Annotated in this window: 18 protein-coding genes; 14 read left to right on the top strand and 4 right to left on the bottom strand. The window is 71.7% G+C overall.

Annotated elements, in window-relative coordinates:
- The 6 genes from leuC to JWR33_RS13025 form a co-directional block, all read left to right on the top strand.
- Window positions 1-1,099, top strand: a 1,099-nt coding sequence (gene leuC, locus JWR33_RS13050; protein ID WP_297412351.1) for a 3-isopropylmalate dehydratase large subunit, incomplete at its 5' end; no start/stop codon positions are given.
- Window positions 1,099-1,698, top strand: coding sequence for a 3-isopropylmalate dehydratase small subunit (leuD, locus tag JWR33_RS13045; RefSeq protein WP_297412350.1), 600 nt, complete (start codon window positions 1,099-1,101; stop codon window positions 1,696-1,698). The genes leuC and leuD, both read left to right, overlap by 1 nt.
- Before the next feature lie 32 nt (window positions 1,699-1,730).
- The gene (murA, locus tag JWR33_RS13040; protein ID WP_297412349.1) at window positions 1,731-3,101 is read left to right on the top strand and encodes a UDP-N-acetylglucosamine 1-carboxyvinyltransferase; all 1,371 of its coding nucleotides are present in this window, start codon (window positions 1,731-1,733) and stop codon (window positions 3,099-3,101) included.
- 116 nt (window positions 3,102-3,217) lie between these two features.
- On the top strand, window positions 3,218-3,961 hold the full coding sequence (locus JWR33_RS13035; protein ID WP_297412348.1) for a lysophospholipid acyltransferase family protein: 744 nt from the start codon (window positions 3,218-3,220) through the stop codon (window positions 3,959-3,961).
- Window positions 3,954-4,973 carry an NAD(P)H-dependent glycerol-3-phosphate dehydrogenase gene (locus JWR33_RS13030; protein ID WP_297412347.1) on the top strand — a complete coding sequence of 340 codons (1,020 nt, stop codon included), beginning with the start codon at window positions 3,954-3,956 and terminating at the stop codon, window positions 4,971-4,973. Before JWR33_RS13035 ends, JWR33_RS13030 begins: the two co-directional genes overlap by 8 nt.
- Window positions 4,974-4,976: 3 nt before the next feature.
- Entirely contained in the window at window positions 4,977-6,062 is a 1,086-nt protein-coding gene (locus tag JWR33_RS13025) for a D-alanine--D-alanine ligase family protein (RefSeq protein ID WP_297412346.1), read from the top strand.
- A 21-nt stretch (window positions 6,063-6,083) separates the two neighbouring features.
- On the opposite strand, the gene JWR33_RS13020 is transcribed toward JWR33_RS13025, so the two are convergent.
- On the bottom strand, window positions 6,084-6,587 hold the full coding sequence (locus JWR33_RS13020; RefSeq protein WP_297412345.1) for a DUF3515 family protein: 504 nt from the start codon (window positions 6,585-6,587) through the stop codon (window positions 6,084-6,086).
- A gap of 100 nt (window positions 6,588-6,687) precedes the next feature.
- Between JWR33_RS13020 and JWR33_RS13015 the strand changes: the two genes are divergently transcribed.
- Complete coding sequence (locus JWR33_RS13015; RefSeq protein WP_297412353.1) at window positions 6,688-7,707, top strand: thiamine-phosphate kinase; 1,020 nt, start codon at window positions 6,688-6,690, stop codon at window positions 7,705-7,707.
- Between the two features lie 10 nt (window positions 7,708-7,717).
- Here JWR33_RS13015 and JWR33_RS13010 read toward each other — a convergent pair whose 3' ends face one another.
- Entirely contained in the window at window positions 7,718-8,281 is a 564-nt protein-coding gene (locus JWR33_RS13010; RefSeq protein ID WP_297412344.1) for an RsmD family RNA methyltransferase, read from the bottom strand.
- 146 nt (window positions 8,282-8,427) lie between these two features.
- On the opposite strand from JWR33_RS13010, the gene JWR33_RS13005 reads away from it, so the two are divergent.
- From JWR33_RS13005 to JWR33_RS12975, 7 genes are all read left to right on the top strand, one after another.
- Entirely contained in the window at window positions 8,428-10,137 is a 1,710-nt protein-coding gene (locus JWR33_RS13005; protein WP_297412343.1) for an acyl-CoA dehydrogenase family protein, read from the top strand.
- A 134-nt stretch (window positions 10,138-10,271) separates the two neighbouring features.
- Window positions 10,272-12,440, top strand: coding sequence for an ATP-dependent DNA helicase RecG (locus tag JWR33_RS13000; protein WP_297412342.1), 2,169 nt, complete (start codon window positions 10,272-10,274; stop codon window positions 12,438-12,440).
- 70 nt (window positions 12,441-12,510) lie between these two features.
- The gene (gene coaD / locus JWR33_RS12995; RefSeq protein WP_297412341.1) at window positions 12,511-13,023 is read left to right on the top strand and encodes a pantetheine-phosphate adenylyltransferase; all 513 of its coding nucleotides are present in this window, start codon (window positions 12,511-12,513) and stop codon (window positions 13,021-13,023) included.
- A 96-nt stretch (window positions 13,024-13,119) separates the two neighbouring features.
- Window positions 13,120-14,118, top strand: coding sequence for a TIGR03557 family F420-dependent LLM class oxidoreductase (locus tag JWR33_RS12990; RefSeq protein ID WP_297412340.1), 999 nt, complete (start codon window positions 13,120-13,122; stop codon window positions 14,116-14,118).
- Window position 14,119: 1 nt separating this feature from the next.
- The gene (gene cofE, locus JWR33_RS12985) at window positions 14,120-14,890 is read left to right on the top strand and encodes a coenzyme F420-0:L-glutamate ligase (RefSeq protein WP_297412339.1); all 771 of its coding nucleotides are present in this window, start codon (window positions 14,120-14,122) and stop codon (window positions 14,888-14,890) included.
- A 22-nt stretch (window positions 14,891-14,912) separates the two neighbouring features.
- Window positions 14,913-15,935: a glucose-6-phosphate dehydrogenase (coenzyme-F420) gene (fgd, locus tag JWR33_RS12980; protein ID WP_297412338.1), complete on the top strand. Its 1,023-nt coding sequence runs from the start codon at window positions 14,913-14,915 to the stop codon at window positions 15,933-15,935.
- Between the two features lie 103 nt (window positions 15,936-16,038).
- On the top strand, window positions 16,039-17,256 hold the full coding sequence (locus JWR33_RS12975; protein ID WP_297412337.1) for a cytochrome P450: 1,218 nt from the start codon (window positions 16,039-16,041) through the stop codon (window positions 17,254-17,256).
- 238 nt (window positions 17,257-17,494) lie between these two features.
- Here the strand turns inward: JWR33_RS12975 and JWR33_RS12970 are convergent, their stop codons facing one another.
- On the bottom strand, window positions 17,495-18,427 hold the full coding sequence (locus tag JWR33_RS12970; RefSeq protein WP_297412336.1) for a deoxyribose-phosphate aldolase: 933 nt from the start codon (window positions 18,425-18,427) through the stop codon (window positions 17,495-17,497).
- Window positions 18,420-19,379, bottom strand: coding sequence for a 5-dehydro-2-deoxygluconokinase (iolC, locus tag JWR33_RS12965; RefSeq protein ID WP_297412335.1), 960 nt, complete (start codon window positions 19,377-19,379; stop codon window positions 18,420-18,422). Before iolC ends, JWR33_RS12970 begins: the two co-directional genes overlap by 8 nt.
- Window positions 19,380-19,535 lie beyond the last annotated feature (156 nt).

The following is a 19,535-nucleotide window of genomic DNA, read 5'->3' as shown; positions in this document are numbered from 1 at the left end:
CGGCCTGACCCAGCCGGGCATAACCGTGGTGTGCGGAGACTCGCACACGTCGACACACGGCGCGTTCGGCGCCATGGCCTTCGGCATCGGCACCAGCGAGGTGGAGCATGTCATGGCCACCCAGACGCTCCCGCTGAAGCCCTTCAAGACGATGGCCATCACCGTCGACGGCACACTCCGTCCGGGAGTGACGGCCAAGGACATCATCCTGGCCGTGATCGCGAAGATCGGAACCGGCGGTGGCCAGGGCTACGTGCTCGAGTTCCGTGGCAGCGCCATCCGCAGCCTCTCGATGGAGGGCAGGATGACGGTCTGCAACATGTCGATCGAGGCGGGCGCCCGCGCCGGCATGATCGCCCCGGACGACGTCACCTTCGACTACCTGAAGGGGCGGCCGCACGCTCCGCGGGGCGCCGACTGGGATGCCGCTGTCGACTACTGGCGGACCCTCGTCACCGACGACGACGCGGTGTTCGACGCCGAGGTCTACCTCGATGCCGACCGGCTCGAGCCGTTCGTGACCTGGGGCACCAACCCCGGCCAGGGCGTCTCCCTCTCCGAGTCGGTCCCCGACCCGCGGGCGATCCTCGACCCCAACGAGCGGGCCGCCGCCGAGCGCGCGCTCCAGTACATGGACCTCGCCGCCGGCACGCCCCTCAAGGAGATCGCGGTCGACGCGGTGTTCATGGGCTCCTGCACCAACAGCCGCATCGAGGACCTGCGGGCGTTCGCGTCCGTCATCCAGGGCAAGCAGAAGGCGCCCGGGGTGCGCGTGATGGTCGTTCCCGGATCGGCACGGGTGCGGCTCGAGGCGGAGGCGGAGGGGCTCGACAAGATCATCGAGGCGTTCGGCGCCGAGTGGCGCTTCGCGGGCTGCTCCATGTGCCTCGGCATGAACCCGGACCAGCTGGCCCCGGGGGAGCGCTGCGCCTCCACCAGCAACCGCAACTTCGAGGGCCGCCAGGGCAAGGGCGGACGCACCCACCTCGTCTCCCCGCTCGTCGCGGCGGCGACCGCCATCCGCGGCACGCTCTCCAGCCCGTGGGACCTCGAGCAGGACGGCCCGGCCGCACAGCTGCAGCCGACGGTGGGTGCCTGATGGACAGGTTCTCCACGCACACCGGGATCGCGGTGCCGATGCGCCGCTCCAACGTCGACACCGACCAGATCATCCCTGCCAACTTCCTCAAGCGAGTCACGAAGACCGGCTTCGAGGACGCGCTCTTCTACGCCTGGCGCCAGGATCCGGACTTCATCCTCAACGAGCCGGCCTACGCCGGCGCGTCGGTCCTGCTCGCCGGGCAGGACTTCGGAACAGGATCCAGCCGCGAACACGCCGTCTGGGCGCTGCGCGATTTCGGCTTCAAGGTCGTGTTGAGCCCCCGATTCGGGGACATCTTCCGCGGCAATTCGGGCAAGCAGGGCCTTGTCACCGGGACCATCTCCGAGGACGATCTGGAGAAACTCTGGGCCGGGGTCGAAGCGGATCCGGGAATAGCGGTTACCGTCGATCTGGTTGCGAAGAGCGTCTCCCTCGGAGAGATCGTCGTGCCGTTCGACATCGACGACTACACCAGGTGGAGGCTGCTCGAGGGTCTCGACGACATCGCCCTGACCCTGCGCGACGAGGCGCGCATCGCCGAATTCGAGGGACGCCGCGAGAGCTGGCGGCCCACAACGCTCCCGGCCCGCAGCTAGATCGCGGACCGGACACCGGAAGTAAGGATCTCGTGAACAGTCTCGTCAAGGAAGCTTCCCGGGCCGGTGAGAGCGTGGGCCTCACCGTGGACCGACTCGCCATCGATGGCGGCATCCCGCTCAAGGGTCGGATCGAGGTCCGCGGTGCGAAGAACCTCGTGACCAAGGCCATGGTCGCCTCCCTCCTCGGCGAGACGCCGAGCCTCCTGCGCAGCGTTCCGGACATCAGCGACGTTCGGGTGGTCCGCGGGCTGCTCGAGGTGCACGGGGTCACCGTCACCGAGGGCGCAGAGCCCGGCGACCTGATCCTCGACCCGACCAACGTGCGCAGCGCGCACATGGCGGACATCGACGCGCATGCCGGCTCGAGCCGCATCCCGATCCTGTTCTGCGGGCCGCTGCTGCACCAGCTCGGCGAGGCGTTCATCCCCGACCTCGGCGGCTGCCGCATCGGCGACCGGCCCATCGACTTCCACCTCGACGCCCTGCGCCGCTTCGGCGCCGTCGTCGACAAGCTGCCGAGCGGCATCCGCATCACCGCACCCCATGGGCTGCGCGGCGCCCACATCGAGCTGCCATACCCGAGCGTCGGCGCCACCGAGCAGGTCCTGCTCACCGCCACCCGCGCCAAGGGCATCACCGAGCTGCGCAATGCGGCGATCGAGCCCGAGATCATGGACCTCATCGCGATCCTGCAGAAGATGGGCGCGATCATCTCGGTCGAGCCCAACCGCGTGATCCTCATCGAGGGCGTCGACAAGCTGGACGGCTACACGCACCGGGCGATCTTCGACCGGAACGAGGCCGCGAGCTGGGCATCGGCCGCGCTGGCCACCGGTGGCGACGTGTTCGTCGGCGGTGCCAAGCAGGAGCACATGATGACCTTCCTCAACATCTTCCGGAAGGTCGGGGGCAAGTTCGACATCTACGACGATGGCATCCGGTTCTACCACCCGGGCACCCCGCTGAAGCCCGTGGTCGTGGAGACGGACGTGCACCCCGGCTTCATGACCGACTGGCAGCAGCCGCTCATCGTGGCGCTCACCCAGGCCGAGGGCGCGTCCATCGTGCATGAGACCGTCTACGAGAACCGCTTCGGCTTCACCGATGCCCTCATCGAGATGGGTGCCGACATCACCGTGCACAAGACCGGCCTGGTGGGCACCGCCCGCCGGGTTCCCCGCCGCGACCTGGAGCAGGCCGCCGTGGTGGTCGGCCCCACCCCGCTGCACGGCGCCGACATCGTGGTCCCCGACCTCCGCGGCGGGTTCAGCCACCTGATCGCGGCGCTCACCGCCGAGGGCCGGTCGACCGTGAGCAACGTGGGCATCATCAGTCGCGGCTACGAGAACTTCCTGGCCAAGCTGGAGGCGCTCGGCGCCCGCTTCACCGTCGAGGGATGACCCGAGGAGCGCGGGGGAGCGCCGGAGGACACGGCGCCCTCCGCGCCGTCCCTCCCCGGACGGCACGCACGCGCAGCCGTGCGGCGCGCAGTCCTGGCGACAGGGATAATGGTCCGGTGCGACGGAAGCCGGAGAAGACGCGGCCGTCCGCCTTCTGGCCGGTCATCGCCCTCGTGCTTCCTCCGTTCCGGCTCGTCACCCGCCTGCGGATCCTCGACGGCGAGAAGGTGCCCGAGACCGGCGCATTCGTGCTGGCGCCGAACCATTACAGCGAGATCGACCCGATCGTCATGGGGTGGGCCGCCTGGCACATCGGCCGCGCCCCGCACTTCTTCACCAAGTCCTCCCTGTTCAAGATCCCGCTGGTGGGTGCGGTGCTGCGCTCGACCGGTCAGCTTCCTGTCGAGCGCGCCGGGGGTACGGGCAGTCGGGCGAGCCTCGAAGCGGCGGCGAAGGTGGTTGCCGCCGGCGGCTGTGTCGTCGTCTACCCGGAGGGCTCCCTCACGCGTGATCCGGACCTCTGGCCCATGCGCGGCAAGAGCGGCGCCGTCCGTGTCGCCCTCGAACACGGCATCCCGGTGATCCCGGCCGCGCACTGGGGCACCCAGAACCTTCTGGCGCGCTACGGCAAGAAGCTCAGGGTGTTCCCCAGAGCGAAGATCACGGTGCGATTCGGCGACCCGGTCGACCTGTCCCGCTTCCAGGGCAGACCCATCGACGCGAGCGTCCTGGCCGAAGCCACCGAGGCGGTCATGGATGACATCACCGTGCTCCTCGAGGGGCTGCGCGGGGAGAAGGCGCCGGCCGTGCGCTGGGACCCGCGCAAGAGCGGCCAGACGGAGACGGGCCGCTTTGACTGACCCGACCCCTCCCGGCCCCCGGGTCGCCGTCCTCGGCGCCGGCAGCTGGGGCACCACGTTCGCCAAGGTGCTCGCCGACGGCGGCGCCGACGTGACCATCTGGGCGAGGCGACCCGAGCTCGCCGAGGAGATCTCCCGAGGCAAGCGCAACAGCGACTACCTGCCCGGAATCAATCTTCCGCGCACCCTCAAGGCCGACTCCCGCCTCGGCGTCGTCGTTGCGGGCGCGGAGCAGGTCTACATCTCGATCCCGAGCCAGGCGCTGCGGGCCAACCTCCGGGATGTCGCAGAGCACCTCGACTCGCAGGCGATCGTGGTCAGCCTGATGAAGGGGGTGGAGGCGGGCACGGGAAGCCGGATGAGCGAGGTGCTCGCCGGCGAGCTCGGCCTTCCTGGTCATCGGATCGCCGTCGCCTCGGGGCCCAACCTCGCGCTCGAGATCGCCAAGGAGATGCCCACCGCTGCGGTCGTCGCCTCCGAGGACCTGCACACAGCCCAGACCATTGCGGCGACCGCGACCAACTCGTACTTCCGCTCATTCGTCAACACGGACGTCATCGGCACCGAGTTCGGCGGGGTGCTGAAGAACCTCATCGCACTCGCGATCGGCATCGTCGACGGTGTGGGCTACGGCGAGAACACGAAGGCGTCGATCCTGACCCGGGGGCTCGCCGAGATGTCGGCCTTCGCCTCGGCGTTCGGAGCGCAGCCGGAGACGATGGCCGGTCTCGCCGGACTCGGCGACCTCATCGCGACCAGCGAGTCGCCGCTCTCCCGCAACAACCGGGCGGGACGGCTGCTGGGGCAGGGCTACGCGTTGGCCGAGGTCGTCGCGGCGATGCAGCAGACCGCGGAGGGGCTCTCGTCGGTCGAGCCGGTGCTCGCCCTCGCGCGCACTCGGGGCGTGCACATGCCGATCGTGGAGCAGGTCGGTCAGGTGCTCGACGGCACCCTCGCGCCGAAGGACCTCGCGCCGCACCTGACCACCGATGACCTGCCCCAGGGGGAGTGACGGATGCCGCGAACCAAGCTTCGGATCGTGCTGCTGTTCGGCGGACGCTCGAGCGAGCACGCGATCAGCTGTGCCACGGCGGGTGGGGTGCTCGGCGCGATCGACCGGGAGCGCTACGAGGTCGTGCCGGTGGGGATCACCCGGGATGGCGCGTTCGTGCTCGAGCACGACGACTCGACCCGCTTCGCCCTCGATGTGGAGGTGCTCCCCGAGGTCGCCGACAACGGCACCCGGGTGCACTGGCCGGAGAGCACGCGCAGCCGCGAGCTGACGGTGGTGGAGGACGGCGTCTCCCGCTCGCTCGGCGAGGTGGACCTCGTCTTCCCGATCCTGCATGGCCCCTTCGGCGAGGACGGCACGGTGCAGGGCATGCTCGACCTGCTGAACCTGCCCTACGTGGGCAACGGGGTGCTCGCCTCAGCACTCGGCATGGACAAGCACTTCACCAAGACCGTCCTGGAGGCGGCCGGGATCTCGGTCGCACCCTGGGTGACCCTGACGAAGCGGGGCTGGACGGCGGACCGCGAGCTCTGGCAGCGCCGGATCGAGGGGCTCGGCTATCCGCAGTTCGTGAAGCCGGCCCGCGCCGGATCGTCGGTCGGCGTCAGCCGGGTGACCGGTCCCGAAGGCGTCGCGGCCGCGGTCGCCATGGCCTTCGCCGAGGACTCGAAGGTGCTCGTGGAGCGGGAGATCGTCGGCCGCGAGGTCGAATGCGCCGTGCTCGGCGGCCGCGACGGCGCACCGGCCCGCGTCTCCGTCGCCGGCGAGGTCGTGGTGACCGGGCGGGACTTCTACGACTTCGAGGCCAAATATCTGGGCGCGCCCGGCGTCGAGCTGGTCTGCCCCGCGGATCTGCGGGAGGGCGAGCTCGCAGAGATGCAGCGGATCGCCGCACGCGCCTTCGAGTCGATCGGCGGAGAGGGCCTCGCCCGGGTCGACTTCTTCCTCACCGAATCCGGCTTCGTGGTCAACGAGGTGAACACGATGCCGGGATTCACCCCGATCTCGATGTTCCCCAAGTGCTGGCTCGCGTCCGGGCTCACCTATCCGGAGCTGATCGACGAGCTGATCGAGCTCGCCCTCGAGTAGCCCTCGACGCCCGGGACGTTCTCATGAGCCGGTGCCGGCCGGTGCTTGCACGTCCTCGGCGCCCACGCAGGCGTCCGTGCCCGGCTCGGCCTTGACCGCCTCGGACAGGTCGGTGAGGACGGTGTAGCCGGACGCGGCTGCGGAGTCGATGGTCACGCTCGTCGCCGGATCGCGGCCGTACGTCGTGTAGGTGTACACCGGGGCGTCCGTGGCGTCCTCCACCCAGTCGACCCCGTTGACGCTCACACACCGGGCGGTCGTCGGGCCGGGCACCGGAACGCCGCAGTGCAGCAGCACGGCGGCGGGATCCCCCCACGCTGCGGTGCCCTGTGCGTCGGTGTCTCGGCGGGCGGCGTCGCCGAGCGACGCGGGCAGCCGCACGACGATGCTCGCGCAGGCGACGTCGGCGGCATCCTCGGCGGGGTCGAGGTCGACGGCCGGAGCGCAGCCGGCCAGGGCGGACGCGAGCAGCGCCGCGGCCCCGAGGGAACCGGCGAGACGTCGCGGCAGGCGGCGATCGGGCACGGCCACAGGCTACCGGTCGCCGCCTCCGGCCCCGCCGAGGAGACGGGAGGAGGGCGCTAGCGTTGGTGCGGTGAACGGACCCGAGGATGCGGCGGCCACCCTGGACACGCTGCAGGCGGTGGGGGAGACGGCGGCTCTTCGGCGAATCCTTCCGCGACTGCCTGCGGCGGACCTGCAGCTGCTCGGACCCGGCGACGATGCGGCGGTCGTCGCGGCTCCCGACGGGCGCACCGTGATCTCCACCGACCTGCTCGTGCACGGGCCGGACTTCCGCCTTGCCTGGTCCAGCCCCTTCGATCTCGGCTGGAAGGCGGCGGCCACCAACCTGGCCGACATCGCCGCGATGGGGGCCGCGCCGACCGCTCTCGTGGTCGCCCTCGCGGCGCCGGGGGAGACGGCGGTCGCGTTCCTGGAGCAGCTCGCCGACGGGCTGAGGGAGGCGTGTGCGGCGCTCGCGCCGGGCGTCGGCGTGGTCGGCGGTGATCTGTCCGCCTCACCCACGCTGACGATCGCGGTCACGGTGTTCGGCGACCTCGGCGGGGGGGCGGCGGTGCGCCGCTCCGGAGCGCGGCCCGGCGATGTGGTGGCCGTGGCAGGGCCGCTCGGGCGCGCCGCGGCGGGTCTGCGCCTGCTGTTCGGCTCCGCGGTCGACGGGGAGGGGCGGCCCGATCCGGCGGCGCTGCCCGCCCTGCGGGAGCGGCACCCCGAGCTGATCCGTGCCCAGCTCGCTCCGGCGCCGCCCATCCCGTCCGGCGTGCTGGCCATGCAGGGCGGTGCCACGGCGATGATCGACATCTCCGACGGGCTGCTCCTCGATGCAAGCCGCATCGCCGAGGCGAGCGGGGTGTCCCTCGACCTCTCCTCGGCGGCGCTCGAGCCGGACGTCGAGGCTGTCCGGAACGGCGCCCGGGAACTGGTCGCCGAGGCGACGGCGCTCGTCCTCACCGGCGGCGAGGACCACTCCCTCCTGGCGACGTTCCCGCCGGGGGAGCTGCCCGATGGCTTCCGGCGCATCGGTGTCGTGCGGAACGGCGTCGGCGTCTCCGTCGACGGGGCCGAGCCGCCGCGGATCGCGCTCGGCTGGGACTCCTTCGAGGGCTGGAATCGCGAGCGGGGCTGACGCCGACCGGTCAGGCTCGGCCGAGCAGGGCCACCACGGTGTCGCCATAGGTGCGCGCCCGCTCCTCGACGAGCCCGTCGGGCAGAGGCGGCCCGGGGAGCCGGGAGCTCCGCTCGAGGACCACCGTCGCGTCCTCGTCGAGCCGCGGCACCAGGCGCTCCAGCGCCAGGACCAGCTCAGCAGGAGGCAGGCTGTAGGGCGGATCGAGGAACACCAGGTCGTAGACGCCGGAGTCGCCCGCGAGGAAGGTCGGCACGCTGGCGGGCACGACCCGGAGCGCCGCGGGGGCCATCTCGGCGGCCTTCGCCACCAGGGCCGCGTTGGCCCGGCACGCCGCGGCGGCGGCAGGCGCCTTGTCCACGAGCACGAGCGTCGACGCTCCGCGGCTGATCGCCTCCAGCCCGAGCGCGCCCGAGCCCGCGTAGAGGTCGAGGACGCGCGCGCCCTCGAGCGCGCCCCGGGCCTCCAGGGAGGAGAAGATCCCTTCCCGCACGCGGTCGCTCGTGGGCCGGGTGCCCGACCCGGGCACCCGCAGCCGCAGCGATCCGGCCGCCCCCGAGATGATGCGCGTCATGGCATCCCAGGCTACCCGCCGGGCGGACGCGGGGTTCCGGGCCCGTTCGCGCATCCCGACAGTCCCGCCCGGCTTCGTGGGGGAGCCTTTTGCGGAAGCGCACAACCGATTCGGAGGGGCGGTGGCGGTCTCAGCACAATGCCGGAATGGCCGCAGTCGACCGGGCTCAGAAGCCCTCCTTCAGCAAGTCGCTCTTCCTCGGCAGTGTGGCGAGCGAGCTCGTGATGCCGTATCGGCTGCAGGAGGGCCAGGATCGTGCGAACACCCAGCGCCTCGTGGCCTCCGCACGCGACTGCCTGTCGACCTTCGACGCGCAGCGGGCGGAGGAGGAGCGGTGGATCGGCGACGACACCTTCCGCGACCTCGGCGAGCGAGGACTGCTCGGCCTGTTCGTCGACCCGGAGTACGGCGGTCAGGGGCTCAGTCAGTCGGGCTACTGCCGGGTGATGGAGGAGTTCGGGCGGGTCGACGGCACCCTCTCGGTCGTGATGGGCGTGCACCAGTCCATCGGCACGAAGCCCCTGCACCTCTACGGCACCGTCGAGCAGAAGGAGCGCTGGCTCCCCGACCTGGCAGCTGGCCGGAAGCTCGCGGCGTTCGCCATGACCGAGCCGAACGTCGGTTCCGACGCCTACAACCTGGAGACCTGGGCGGAGCGCCAGTCCGACGGCAGCTGGCTCCTGAATGGGGAGAAGCGCTGGATCGGCAACGGCGACGGCGACGTGCTCACGGTCTTCGCGCGCAGCGACCTCGGCCACGTGGCCCTGATCGTCGAGGGCGGCTCGGAGGGCCTCGAGACCGGCCCGCGCTTCGACACCGTGGGACTGCGGGCCAATCGCCTGCAGCGGATCCGGTTCAGGGATGTCCGGGTGCCGGCGGACAACGTGCTCGGGGAGCCCGGCGACGGCTTCCGCATCGCGATGAACACGCTCAACAACGGGCGCATGTCGATGGGCACATCGATCACGGGAGGCATGAAGCGCTTCCAGGAGCTCGCCCTGCAGCACACGACAACCCGGCGGCAGTTCGACCGTGCGCTGATCGACTTCGAGCTGGTGGAGGACAAGATCGCCTGGCTGCAGATGCAGATCTACGCCGTCGAGTCGATGAGCTACCTCACCACCGGGCTCGTGGACCGGGGCGAGGCCGACTTCGCCCTCGAATCCGCGATGACGAAGGTCTTCGCCAGCGACACCGGCTGGCACGCCCTGAACCGGGTCTTCCAGCTGCACGGCGGCGAGGCGTACATGAGCGGGCACCCGCTCGCGAAGGCGCTGCGCGACTTCCGGATCTTCCCCATCTTCGAGGGCGCGAACGACGTGATGCGCGCGTTCACCGCGCTGAACGGGGTGAAGGCACTGTCCGAGCACCTGCCCGACGTGACCGGCATCCGGATCAGCGACCCGGCCAAGGCCGTCGGCGTGCTCGGCCCCTATCTGCGCGAGCGGGTGGGGATGCGGCTGCGACCCGAGCGGCTGGAGGGCGCCTCCCCGTCGCTCGACCGGCACGTCGGCGCGATCGCCGAGCAGACCGCGCGGCTCCGCGGCGCCGCGGAGGCCGCCCTGCGCAAGCACGGCTCGAGGATCCAGGAGCGCCAGCTCGTGCAGAAGCGGCTCGCGAACGTCGTGACGGGGATCTACGGCCAGGTCGCGGTCGTCTCCCGCCTCAGCGCGGTGATCGGCCGGGACGGCGAGGCGGCGAGCGGTGCCGAGCGCACGGTGGCGACCACCTTCCTGGAGAGCTCCGCCCGGGAGGTCGGCCGCCAGCTGCGCTCCCTCGAGACGAACGCCGACTCCGCCACCCGCGAGATCGGTCGCGCGGTCCGCCAGTCGGGCGGCTACCCCTTCGAACTCTGACCCGAGCCGCGCCGCCGGCGCGCGGGATCGGGCTGATGCGCAACCGTCCGGCCAAACCGCAACCGCGTGCCGGTGCAGGTTGGCCGGAGGGGTGCGGTCCTCGCGCGGTCGGCGCGCGAGGGTAGCCTCGTCGGGTGACCAGCCCGCTCGACCGCAAGCTCGGCGACGTGCTCGGCGGGCGCACCGCAGGGGCGTTCGCGAAGGCGTTCGGCGTGACCACCGTCGGCGACCTGCTGAGCCACTATCCGCGACGCTACGCGAAGCGCGGTGAACTCACCTCCCTGGCCGAGCTGCCCGTGGACGAGAACGTCACGATCGTCGCCGAGATCCGCTCCGTGAAGGAGCGCAGCATGGCGTCCCGGCGCGGATCGATCCTCGAGGTGACGATCTCCGACGGCCACGGCATCCTCACCCTGACCTTCTTCAACCAGGGCTGGCGGGCTCAGCAGCTGAAGCCCGGGCTGCGCGGAGTGTTCGCGGGCAAGGTCAGCCGCTACAAGGGCGCGCTGCAGCTGGCGCATCCCGACTACGACCTGTTCCCGGACGAGGAGCAGGCTGGCCTCTCGGGCCCCTCCGCGCATGCGTGGGCCGAGGCGCCGGTGCCGATCTATCCGGCGACGAGCACGGTCGCCAGCTGGCAGATCGCCAAGTCCGTCGCCCTCGCCCTCGACGGTCTCGGCCCGATCGAGGATCCGGTGCCCGACCACCTCCGCGAGCGGTTCGGCGTCATCCACTTCGGTGCCGCACTCGAGCTGGTCCACCGGCCCAAGCGCGACAGCGACTGGAAGGCCGCGCGCGACGCGCTGCGGCTGCAGGAGGCATTCGTGCTGCAGGCCGCCCTGCTCGAGCAGCGGATGTTCGCCCGAGCCGTTGCCGCGACCCCGAGGCCGCTCCAGTCCAGCGGGGCGCTCGCCCGGTTCGACTCCTCGCTGCCGTTCGAGCTCACCGGGGACCAGCACGTCGTCGGCGCGCAGATCGCCTCCGACCTGGCCGCGCCCGCCCCGATGAACCGCCTCGTGCAGGGCGAGGTGGGGTCGGGCAAGACCCTCGTCGCTCTGCGGGCGATGCTCCAGGTGGCGGACACCGGGGGGCAATCAGCGCTCCTCGCGCCGACCGAGGTGCTCGCCTCCCAGCACCTCCGCTCGATCGTCCGCTCGCTGGGCCCCGATCTCGCCGCCCAGCTCGTCCCGACGCTCCTCACCGGGCAGCTGTCTGCGTCCGAGCGCAAGCGCGCCCTGCTCCGCGTGGTCAGCGGCCAGGCGTCGATCGTGGTCGGGACCCACGCCCTGCTCGGGGACAAGGTCGGCTTCTTCGACCTCGGACTCGTGGTCGTCGACGAGCAGCACCGCTTCGGCGTCGAGCAGCGCGAGGCCCTCCGCGCCAAGGGCGGCATGCCGCCGCACGTGCTCGTGATGACCGCCACGCCCATTCCCCGAACCGTCGCGATGACCGTCTTCGGCGACCTCGACGTGTCCACCATCACCGAGCTGCCGGCCGGCCGGGCCGGCATCGAGAGCTTCGTGGTTCCGCTCGCCGATCACCCCGGCTGGACCGGTCGGATCTGGCAGCGGGCCGCCGAGGAGATCGAGAAGGGACGCCAGGTGTTCGTCGTCTGTCCCGCGATCGATGCGAAGCATCCGGCCGAGGACGACGGCGAGGCCGCCGGGACCGACGAGGTGCCCGCGGGCCCGGCGGCTTCGGTCGAGTCGACGATGCAGCTCGTGGCGACCGTCGAGGCCCTGGCGGGTCGCCGGGTCGCGGCCATGCACGGCCGGATGAGCGCCGACGAGAAGGATGCGGTGATGCAGGACTTCGCGGGTGGGCGCATCGACCTGCTCATCTCGACGACCGTGATCGAGGTCGGCGTGGACGTGCCGAACGCGTCGACGATGATCGTGCTCGACGCGGACCGGTTCGGGGTCTCGCAGCTGCACCAGCTGCGGGGGCGGGTGGGCCGGGGCGGGGTACCGGGACTGTGCCTCTTCGTGACCTCGGCCGAGCAGGGCTCCGTCGCCCGGGAACGGGTGGACGCGGTGGCGAGCACGCTCGACGGCTTCGAGCTCGCCCAGATCGACCTGGAGCTCCGCCGTGAGGGGGACGTGCTGGGCGCCACCCAGTCGGGCGGGCGCTCCTCGCTGAGACTTCTCCGGGTGGTCGCAGACGCGGACCTCATCGGCGACGCGCGCATCGCCGCGGGCGAGCTGCTCGAGAAGGACCCGATTCTCGCGGGGCATCCTGCCCTGCGTGAGGCCATCACTCGCCGGCTCGACGAGTCCTCCCGCGAGTTCCTCGCCAAGAACTGAGCGAGCGGGCCCCGGGACTTCCGCCGGTCTCTGTAACGCTCCGGTAACGTGCCCCCGATAGAGTGGCGCAATGCGCAGGATCGCCGTTGTTCCTGGGTCCTTCGACCCTGTCACCCTCGGCCACCTGGATGTGATCGAACGCGCGGCCAACCTCTTCGATGAGCTGCACGTGCTCGTCGTGCACAATCCGGACAAGGGTGCGCTGCTGCCGATCGGCCAGCGGGTGAGCCTGCTGGAGCGGAGCATCTCGGACGCCGGCCTCGGCGGGCACATCCGGGTCGCGTCCTGGAGCGTCGGGCTGCTGGTGGACTACTGCACCGATGTCGGGGCGACCGTCCTGGTGAAGGGCATCCGCTCGCAGGTGGATGTCGCCTACGAGACGCCGATGGCGATCGTCAACCGCAACCTCGCGCACGTGGAGACGGTGTTCCTGCTCCCGGACCCCGCGCACGCGCACGTGTCCAGCTCGCTGGTGCGGCAGGTGGCGGCGCTCGGCGGCGACGTCACGCCCTACGTTCCGCCGGCGGTGGGCGAGTACCTGCAGCCGCACACGTCGGTCGACCTCGTTCCCGCCGCGGATTAGCGTCCCGCTTCCGCGCCGACCTGCCCGGTTCGGTCACATCGGGGCGGGTGACAGCGACCGAAGTCGGCAGGTCGCGAGCGGTGGAAGGATGAGGGAGTGAGCGTCTTCTCCGTCGGCTATGCGGCGATGCTCGAGCGGTTCGCCCCGGCCGAGGCGGTCGCGCTCGCCGCCTATGCCGAGAGCCGCGGCTTCTCCGGCGTGATGGCCGCCGACCACTTCCAGCCGTGGGTCCCCGCGCAGGGGCAGAGCTCCTTCGTCTGGAACGTGCTGACCGCCGTCGCCGAGCGCACCACCGGCGACTTCGGTCCCGGCGTCACCGCGCCCACCTTCCGCTGGCATCCGGCGATGGTCGCTCAGGCCTCCGCCACGCTCGCCGCGATGTATCCGGGGCGGCACTGGCTGGGCATCGGCTCGGGCGAGGCCCTCAACGAGCACATCGTGGGCCAATACTGGCCGGAGGCGGCCGAGCGGATCAACCGGATGTTCGAGGCCGTCGACCTCATCACCAAGCTCTTCCAGGCCTCCCGGGCCGGCCGGGATGTGAAGCACTCCGGTCCCCACTTCCGCCTCGAGTCCACCCGGCTCTGGACGATGCCCGAGGTCCCCCCGCCCGTGCTCATCGCGACCGCAGGCCCCGTGACCGCCCGCCGGGCGGGCCGGCAGGCGGACGGGCTGATCACGGTGGGTGCCCCGGTGGAGAAGATCGCCGGCCTCTTCTCACGGTTCGACGACGGGGTCCGCGAGTCGGGCAGGACCGCCCCCACCGCTAAGGTGCTCCAGCTGCACCTGTCCTGGGCGCCGACCGACGAGGAGGCGCGCGCCAACGCGCTGCGGGAGTGGCCCAACGGCGGGATGCGCTTCCCCAAGAGCGACATCCGCTCCCCGTTCGAGTTCGAGCAGCTCGCCAAGCTCGTGCGGATCGAGGACTTCGAGGGACGGATGGTCATCTCCGCAGACCCGGACGTGCACCGGGCCGCCATCCAGCGCTACGCGGATCTCGGCGCGGACCGCATCTACCTGCACAACGCCGGCAGGAACCAGCGCGAGTGGATCGACGTCTTCGCGCGCGATGTGCTGCCCCGGCTGGTGCGCTGAGATGACCGCGGCAGACGGCGGCTTCTCCGTGTGGGCGGTCCCCGGCATTCCGGAGGTCTCCGCCGGCGACCACCTGCCCTCCCTCCTCGTCGGCTGGGTCGGTGATCTGCAGGACGGCGACATCCTGGTGGTCAGCAGCAAGATCGTGTCCAAGGCGGAGGGTCGCCTGATCGCGGCGACCGACCGGGAGGACGCCATCACCGCCGAGACCGTGCGGGTGGTCGCCAGCCGCCGGCATCCCGGCGGCGTCACCCGCATCGTGGAGAACCCGCTCGGCATCGTGCAGGCGGCGGCCGGTGTCGACTCGAGCAACGTGCCGGAGGGCTACGTGCTCCTGCTCCCCGTCGACCCCGACGCCTCGGCCCGGGCCATCGCCCGGGCCTTCGCGGACCGGGGGACTCGGATCGGGGTGATCGTCAGCGACACCCTGGGCCGGCCGTGGCGGGTGGGGCAGACCGACGCGGCCATCGGTGCAGCCGGAGTGCTCGTGGTCGACGATCTGCGCGGCACGGCCGACGCCGGCGGCAGGGCACTGGATGTGACCGTGCCCGCGGTCGCCGACGAGATCGCCTCCGCCGCGGACCTCGTCAAGGGCAAGGCGGCCTCGCTGCCGGTGGCCGTGGTGCGCGGCCTCGGCCGGCTGGTGACCTCGCTCGACGCGCCCGGCGCCCGGGCGCTCGTGCGGCCCGCCGAGCAGGACATGTTCCGCACCGGCAGCGACGAGGCCTACGCCGCCGGATTCCGCGACGGCAGCGCCTCCGCCGCCCCCTGAACCCTCACCGAAAGGACCCGCAATGCTTCCCCTCAAACTCGGCTACAAGGCCTCCGCCGAGCAGTTCGGCCCCCGCGACCTCGTCGAGTTCGCGGTCGCGGCCGAGCAGCACGGCTTCGAGAGCGCCACCGTCAGTGACCACTTCCAGCCGTGGCGGCACACGGGCGGGCACGCCCCGTTCGCGCTCGCCTGGCTGACCGCGGTGGGGGAGCGGACCTCGACGATCCAGCTCGGCACCTCGGTGCTCACCCCCACCTTCCGCTACAACCCCGCCGTCATCGCGCAGGCCTTCGCCACGCTCGGCGTGCTCTATCCGGGGCGGGTCCTGCTCGGCGTCGGGACCGGTGAGGCGCTCAACGAGATCGCCACCGGCTTCCGTGGCCCCGGCGAGCAGGAGTGGCCGGAGTTCAAGGAGCGGTTCGCGCGGCTCCGGGAGTCGGTGCGGCTGATCCGCGAACTGTGGAGCGGCGACCGCGTCAACTTCGACGGCGAGTTCTACAGCACCCACGATGCGAGCATCTATGACCGGCCCGACGGCGGCGTGCCCGTCTACATCGCGGCGGGCGGGCCGGTGGTCGCCAAGTATGCGGGCCGTGCGGGGGACGGGTTCATCTGCACCTCGGGGAAGGGCGCAGAGCTCTACGTCGACAAGCTCCTGCCCGCGGTAGCGGAAGGCGCGGCGGCCGCGGGCCGCGACCCCGAGAGCCTCGACCGGATGATCGAGATCAAGCTCAGCTACGACACGGATGCCGACGCGGCGCTGGAGAACACCCGCTTCTGGTCGCCGCTGTCGCTGAGCGCGGAGGAGAAGCATTCCATCACCGACCCGGTGCAGATGGAGCGCGCCGCGGATGCGCTGCCGATCGAGCAGATCGCGTCCCGCTGGATCGTGGGCAGCGACCCCGACGACGTGGCCGAGCGGATCGGCCAGTACATCCGCTGGGGCTTCAACCACCTGGTGTTCCACGGTCCGGGCGACGACCAGCGCCGCTTCCTGGAACTCTTCGAGCGCGACCTGGCCCCGCGGCTGCGCGCGATGGCCTAGCCGCGCCGCTCGCGGTCGACGGGGAGATATCGCGTCCTGGCGCAAGGCCCCTGCACGGCCCCGCCTCGGCGCATACCCTGACGACGGAGGCGCCATGTTCCCGATGCTCAGCACACCCGACAGCTCCCTGGCGTTCGTCGCCGACGGGTACCACTACATCTCGCGCACCTGCGACCGGCTCGGGACGGACGGCTTCCGCACCCGCCTGATGGGCAGGCCGATCACCTGCATCCGCGGGGGAGAGGCCGCACGGATCTTCTACGAGGGCGACCGCTTCGATCGGGAGGGGGCGATGCCCGCCTCGACGTTCCACCTGCTGCAGGACGAGGGCAGCGTGCAGACGCTCGAGGGCGCCGCCCATCGGCAGCGCAAGGCCGGCTTCCTCGCCCTGTTGACCGGCGGCGGGGAGAACCGGATGGGGGAGATCTTCGAGGAGGAGCTCGCGGCCGCGCTGGCACGCCGGCGCGACGGGTCCATCGTCCTGCACGATGAGCTCGGCCCGATCCTCGCGCGCACCGCCTTCCGGTGGGCCGGCATCCCGGATCCGGACCGGGAGGTGTTCCGGGCCAGGGCCTCCGAGCTCGCGGCCATGGTGGAGCGCGCCGGATCCTTCGGCCCGGTGAACTGGGCCGCCCGACTTCGCCGCCACCGCACGGAGCGATGGGCGGCGGAGCTGATCGTCGCCGTGCGTGATGGCCGGATCGTTCCGCCGGTGCAGTCGCCGCTGGCGGCCGTGGCGCGCTGGATCGGCGACGATGGCTCGCCGCTCCCTGCCGCCGTCGCCGCCGTCGAGCTGGTCAACCTCCTCCGGCCGATCGTCGCGGTGGTTCGCTTCGTCGAGTTCGCCCTGCTGGCCCTTGCGAGCCGCCCCGAGGCGCGCGCCCGGCTGGCCGGCGGCCGCCCCCGCGACCTCACGGATTTCGCCAACGAGGTGCGCCGCCGCACCCCGTTCTTCCCGGTGATCGCGGGCAGGGTCCGCCGCCCGTTCACCTGGAGCGGCCACGAGTTCGCGCACCGGGACTGGGTGATGCTCGACATTTACGGCACCAACCACGACCCCCGCCTGTGGCCGGAGCCGGAGCGCTTCTGGCCGGAGCGGTTCGAGACGGCGGATCCGCGGCACATCGTCGCCCAGGGTGCGGGCCGCGTCGCAGAGGATCACCGCTGCCCCGGCGAGTCGGCCACGAATCGCCTGATCGAGGCCGGACTCCGTGTGTTCCTCCGCTCGCCGTGGCAGCTCGTGCCCGGCCAGGACCTGCGGGTGACCTACTCGCGGATGCCGGCGAAGGTGAGGAGCGGGCTCCGCGTCAGCTTTCGCTGAGCGGACCGGACCTCCGCGCCGTTGCGCTAGCGGGAGCTCAGGACCCGCGAGCGGAAGAGGGCGAGCCCCCCGCGTCGGCGGTCACGTCGCAGAGGGTGACCCGACCGTGCCGTAGACCTCTCCGTACCGCTCCGCCATCGACGCGAGCAGGGCGGCCAGCCGCGTCGAGTCCCGAGCCGCCCAGCCGTCCGCTGTCAGGCGGCCGGAGGGGCGGACCAGGGGCTCTCCATCGCACCTGTCACCGGCTGCTGCGGTCGCCGGAAGCGGGATCGGGTGAGGGGTAGGGGTGCACGAGGCGCGCCGCGATGTCGACGGCGCGATCGACGTCGTCGTCCGGCGGGTACAGCAGGGTGCGCCCCACCATGAGCCCGCGGACGCCCGGCAGTCGGAGCGCCGCGTCCCATGACTCGAACATCTCGTCCGGCCGGCCGTCGCCGTCGCCGCCGAGGAGGAGGGTCGGCAGCGTGGTCGACGTCATGACCCGCGCCATGTCGTCGACGACCGGCAGCTTCAGCCACGTGTACGCGCTGGACGAGCCGAGGGCGGAGGCGATGGCGACCGAGCGGATGACGGCGTCGGGCGTGAGGTCGTTGACGACGGCGCCGCTCTCACGGCGGCTGAGGAACGGCTCGAGGAGGATCGGGACGCGGGCCGAGGCGGCCTGGGACACCGCATCCGCCGTCGCCGACAGAGTGTCCGCTGTTCCCGGGTCGTCGAGGTCGATGCGCACCAGCGCCTTGGCGGCGTCGAGGCCGTCCTCGACGATCCGGGGGATCGTGTACGCGGTGTAGCGATCGTCCAGCTCGAAGCGGGCGCCGCGCAGGCCGCCGCGGTTCATCGATCCGACGGCGATCCTGTCCTCGAGCAGGCCGAGCATCGCGAGGTCCTCGAGGATGTCGGCGGTGCCGAGCACGCCGTCCACCCCGGGGTTCCGCAGCGCCTGCGCGAGCCGGCCGAGGAGGTCGTATCTGTCGCCCATGGCCAGCTCGCGCGACCCGATGCCCAGTGCGCCGCGCCCGGGATGGTCGGCTGCCACGATGAAGAGGCGGCCGTCGCCGCGGAGGAGCTTCCGCCTCGTGCGGCCGGACAGTGTGGAGGAGATCGAGTCGGGCGCCGTCGCGCGGGCGTTCCGCAGCCGGTCGAACCCGTCCTGCAGCGACGCGTCAGGCATGCCGGTTCCCCTGGAGCTGCGCCTCGACCTCGGCCGTCGTGGGCATCGCCGTGGCGCACTCCCTGCGGCCGGCCACGATCGCGCCGGCGACTCCGGCGAAGCGGATCGTGCGCTCGAGCGGCCACTCCCGGACCAGGCCGGCGCAGAGGGCGCCGCCGAAGCCGTCCCCCGCGCCGAGTCCGTTGACGACGTGCACCGGCGCGGCGGGAACCTGCACCGTCTCGGATCGCGTCTTCGCGAGCACTCCACGGGGCCCCTGCTTCACGACCGCGAGCTCCACGCCTCGGTCGAGCAGGGCGTCCGCGGCGCGGCTCGGATCGGACTCGCCGGTCGCGACCTCGCACTCGTCGAGGTTGCCGACCGCCACGGTGACGTGCTGGAGGGCCTCCGTGACCTGTCGGTGGGCATCGTCCCGGGACTCCCAGAACATCGGCCGGTAGTCGAGATCCAGGACCGTGAAGCGGCGCCGGCCGCGTGCAGCCCATGCGGCGAAGTGCGCGGCGCGGCTCGGCTCTCGGGAGAGCCCGGTGACCGTGGCCCAGAAGATGCCCGCGTCCGTGATCGCGGCATAGTCCAGCTCGGTGGAGCGGATCATCAGGTCCGGCGCGATCGGCTCCCGGTAGAAGTAGAGGGGGAAGTTGTCGGGCGGAAAGATCTCGCAGAACGTCACGGGGGTGTGCAGTCCCTCGACCGGTGCGACGAAGCGGTTGTCGACGCCGAGCCGGTCGATCTCGGCGCGGAGGAACCGGCCGAAGGGGTCGTTGCCGGTCCGCGTGATGACCGCAGTGCGGAGGCCGTGTCGCGCGGCGGCCACCGCGACGTTGGTGGCGCTGCCGCCGAGGAACTTGCCGAAGGTCTCGACCTCCTCGAGGCCAACGCCGTCCTGCAGCGGATACAGGTCGACCCCCACCCGCCCGATCGTGACGAGGTCGAAGTTCGGCTCCTGCGCCATTGCCGGCCTTCCGTCGAGGAGTGCGGGGCTCGACCGACGCCGATGCCATTTGTCAGAACATTTATATCCCGCCGGGGAGGCGCCCGCCACCGGCGAGACCCGGCCTAGGCTGACGGCGATGATCTCCCGACCTCCTGGCGACCCCAGCCGCTCGTC

Origin of the sequence: Naasia sp., from assembly GCF_025465545.1 — a bacterium.
Lineage (GTDB): Bacteria > Actinomycetota > Actinomycetes > Actinomycetales > Microbacteriaceae > Naasia.
This window is presented reverse-complemented; position numbering and strand designations above follow the sequence as displayed.